The 3,222-nt window shown below is 73.8% G+C and carries 3 protein-coding genes and 1 tRNA gene; 1 reads left to right on the forward strand and 3 read right to left on the reverse strand.

Translation table 11 applies throughout. From position 1 onward, the window contains the following. Positions 1–76 precede the first annotated feature (76 nt). From ACFCX4_RS35525 to ACFCX4_RS35535, 3 genes are all read right to left on the reverse strand, one after another. Complete coding sequence (locus ACFCX4_RS35525) at positions 77–862, reverse strand: NDP-sugar synthase (RefSeq protein WP_376151490.1); 786 nt, start codon at positions 860–862, stop codon at positions 77–79. A 241-nt stretch (positions 863–1,103) separates the two neighbouring features. Next, positions 1,104–1,550, reverse strand: coding sequence for a hypothetical protein (locus tag ACFCX4_RS35530; protein ID WP_376151492.1), 447 nt, complete (start codon positions 1,548–1,550; stop codon positions 1,104–1,106). A gap of 181 nt (positions 1,551–1,731) precedes the next feature. Beyond that, positions 1,732–2,823, reverse strand: coding sequence for an ABC transporter ATP-binding protein (locus tag ACFCX4_RS35535; RefSeq protein ID WP_376151494.1), 1,092 nt, complete (start codon positions 2,821–2,823; stop codon positions 1,732–1,734). Positions 2,824–3,105: 282 nt separating this feature from the next. Between ACFCX4_RS35535 and ACFCX4_RS35540 the strand changes: the two genes are divergently transcribed. After that, positions 3,106–3,179 (forward strand) — tRNA-Thr (locus tag ACFCX4_RS35540). Positions 3,180–3,222 lie beyond the last annotated feature (43 nt).

A 3,222-nucleotide genomic window follows, 5' to 3' on the forward strand; every position in this document is an offset into this window, starting at 1 on the left:
GGTGCTCCGTGGGGGAGCACCCGGCCGGTCGTGCGCCGTCCCCGGCGGTCCGGCGGGGCGCCGTCCGGAGGGTCGGTCACTGCGGGGCGCGGCCGGCCCCCGAGGCGAGCTCCTTGGCCGCCTCGGTGAGGTCCTTCGCGGTGTCGATGGCCCGCCAGTAGACGCCCTGCGGCAGCTGGTAGCCGGCCAGCCGCTTGCCGCGCGCCAGCTGGGGGAAGGTGGTCCGCTCGTGGTCGCCGACGTCCGGCAGCAGTTCGGCGAACTCCGGGCTGAACACGTAGAGGCCGGCGTTGATGAGGAACGGCGAGGGCGGGGCCTCGATGAAGTCCAGCACGTTGCCGAACTGGTCGGTCTCCACGGCGCCCCAGGGGATCCGCGGCCGGGCCAGCGCGAGCGTGGCGACGGCGTCCCGCTCGTGGTGGAAGGCGGCCATGTCGCGCAGGCTGAACCGGGTCCAGATGTCGCCGTTGGTGGCGTACCAGGGCTCCTCGGGGCGGGGGAGCGCCTTGGCGGCGTGCTTGAGGCCGCCGCCGCGGCCGAGTGGCTCGGCCTCGACCACCGTGCGGACCCGCAGCGGGAGGTCGGCCTTGTCCAGCCACTCCTCCAGGACGTCCGCGAGGTGGCCGCAGGAGACGACCGCGTCGGTGACGCCCTCGGCGGCCAGCCAGGCCAGCTGGTGGCCCAGGATCGGGGTGCCCGTGCCGGGGATCTCGACCAGCGGCTTGGGGCGGTCGTCGGTGTAGGGGCGCAGCCGGGAGCCCTGGCCGCCGGCCAGGATGACGGCCTGGGTCACCGGTGTCGGCACCGGGCCGGCGGCGGGGGCGGTCTGGGGGGCGGCCGTGGGGCCGGAGTCAGCGGTCATGGCTGAACAATAGGCGTACCCGCCCCGGCAGTTCCGCCGTTGCGGAGGCCCGCCGCGGGCCGGGGGCGCCGGGGCGGGCATCGTGGCCGGTCCGCTGTGCGGGGCGGGTCGGTGCACGCGGGCGTGCGGCGGGCGCGTGGCGGGCCTGCGGGCGCGGTCGTGGCCGAATCGACCGGGCCCCGGCGGCCGGTGGGCCCCGGGGCCCGGTCCGTGGGGCCGCGGCCCGTCCGGTCCGTCCGGCTCAGTTCACCGCGCCGGCGGCGAACGAGCCGTCGCAGACCGGGCGGGCGAAGGTCCGGGCCCGCTGGACGTCGCCCTGGTACTTGCGCACCGCGGCCCGGCCCAGCTCGCCGGCGAGCGAGGAGCAGTACGGGGTGAGGCCGGGCTGCTCGCGCATCGAGCGCTCCAGCAGGTCGAGCGCGCTGCCCGGGTTGTGGGCCCGCAACTCGTCCATGAGCGCGACGCGCAGCGCGTCCTGCGGCGCGAGCCCGTCGGGGGTCCGCGCGCCGGTGCCCGTCGTCCGGCCGATCCCGGCGCCGTCCCCGCTGGACGCCGCCACGACCTGCTGGTCCAGCGACGTCGGCGGGGCCCACGGCACCCGGGTGACGGCGAGGGTGCCGGTGGTCACCAGGACGACGGGCAGGGCGAGGGCGATGGTCTGGCCGATACGGCGAACTAGCTGCTTCACGCAGAGGAGCGTAGCGCTGCGTGCGGGCCGGATCGCCCTCCGTGACACCATCGGGTGACACGCTGTCCCGGTTCGTCCCGGTGCCGTGTTGACGTCATCACCCGTGCGGGTGGCCGGACACGGCGGGAGCCCCGTCGGACCGGGTGACGGTCCGACGGGGCTCCGCGGTGGGGCCGTCGCCTCAGTTGGAGAGGCGGGCGCCGGTGCTGGTGGAGAACACGTGGGTCTCGTTGGCGATCGGCACGACGTGGATGGTCTCGCCGCGGGCGGGGATCTGCCGGCCGTGCACGCGGACGACCAGCTCCTTGTCCACACCGCCGATCTGGGTGGTGCCGTAGACGAAGCCGTCCGAGCCGAGCTCCTCGACCACGTTGACGGTGACCGCGACGCCCTCGATGCCGCCGGCCGGGACGATCTCGAAGTGCTCCGGGCGGACGCCGACGGTCACGGTCTTGTCGGAGCCGGCGCCGGCCAGGTCCTCGCGGGAGATGTTGACGACCGAGCCGCCGAACTTCACGCCGCCGTCGACCAGCGGCACCTCGACCAGGTTCATCGCGGGCGAGCCGATGAAGCCGGCCACGAAGAGGTTGGCGGGCCTGTCGTACATGTTGCGCGGGGTGTCGACCTGCTGCAGCAGACCGGCCTTGAGCACCGCGACCCGGTCGCCCATGGTGAGCGCCTCGGTCTGGTCGTGGGTGACGTAGACGGTGGTGATGCCCAGGCGGCGCTGCAGGCCGGCGATCTGGGTACGGGTCGAGACGCGGAGCTTGGCGTCCAGGTTGGACAGCGGCTCGTCCATCAGGAAGACCTGCGGCTCGCGGACGATCGCGCGGCCCATCGCGACGCGCTGGCGCTGACCGCCGGAGAGCGCCTTCGGCTTGCGGTCCAGCAGCTCGGTGAGGTCCAGGATCCGCCCGGCCTCCTCGACCTTGGCGCGGATCTCGGTCTTGTTGACGCCGGCGATCTTGAGCGCGAAGCCCATGTTCTCCGCGACGGTCATGTGCGGGTACAGCGCGTAGTTCTGGAACACCATCGCGATGTCCCGGTCCTTCGGCGGCAGGTGGGTCACGTCGCGGTCGCCGATGCGGATGGCGCCGTCGTTGACGTCCTCCAGGCCGGCCAGCATGCGGAGGCTGGTCGACTTGCCGCAGCCGGAGGGGCCGACCAGGACGAGGAACTCGCCGTCCGCGATCTCCAGCTCCAGCGCGTCCACGGACGGGGTCTTCGCCCCGGGGTAGACACGGGTCGCCTTGTCGTACGTCACAGAAGCCATGGCTGTGCTCTCCTTCACCGGCAGGAACGTGCCGGACGATCCGAGTAAAGGTGGTGGGGTCCGGCCGGTTCGCGCCAGTGGTCTGAACCACTGATCGAACCGGCTCCCGGCGACGCTACCTGCGCGTCCGTCGCTTGTCAGCCCCCGGCCGCCCCGATTTCGGCATCGGTTCCATCACGCCCGCCCGGCCCCGTCCGACCCCCGGATATCCGCCCGCCGCCCGCTCCCCGCCCGGTAGACTTCCCCCGGTGCCGCCGTGACCTCGTCGCGGACGGTCACCATGCCTCCTTAGCTCAGCTGGCCAGAGCACCGCTCTTGTAAAGCGTAGGTCGTCGGTTCGAATCCGACAGGGGGCTCGGTGGAGTCCCGACCGCGGGCCCCCGGCGTGTCCGCCGGGCC

The organism is Kitasatospora sp. NPDC056327 (assembly GCF_042261735.1).
Taxonomy (GTDB): domain Bacteria; phylum Actinomycetota; class Actinomycetes; order Streptomycetales; family Streptomycetaceae; genus Kitasatospora.

Bases quoted from the DNA above. Each gene is read 5' to 3' on its own strand.
- ACFCX4_RS35525 (WP_376151490.1), bottom strand. From the start codon at position 862: ATGACCGCTGACTCCGGCCCCACGGCCGCCCCCCAGACCGCCCCCGCC.
- ACFCX4_RS35535 (WP_376151494.1), bottom strand. From the start codon at position 2,823: ATGGCTTCTGTGACGTACGACAAGGCGACCCGTGTCTACCCCGGGGCG.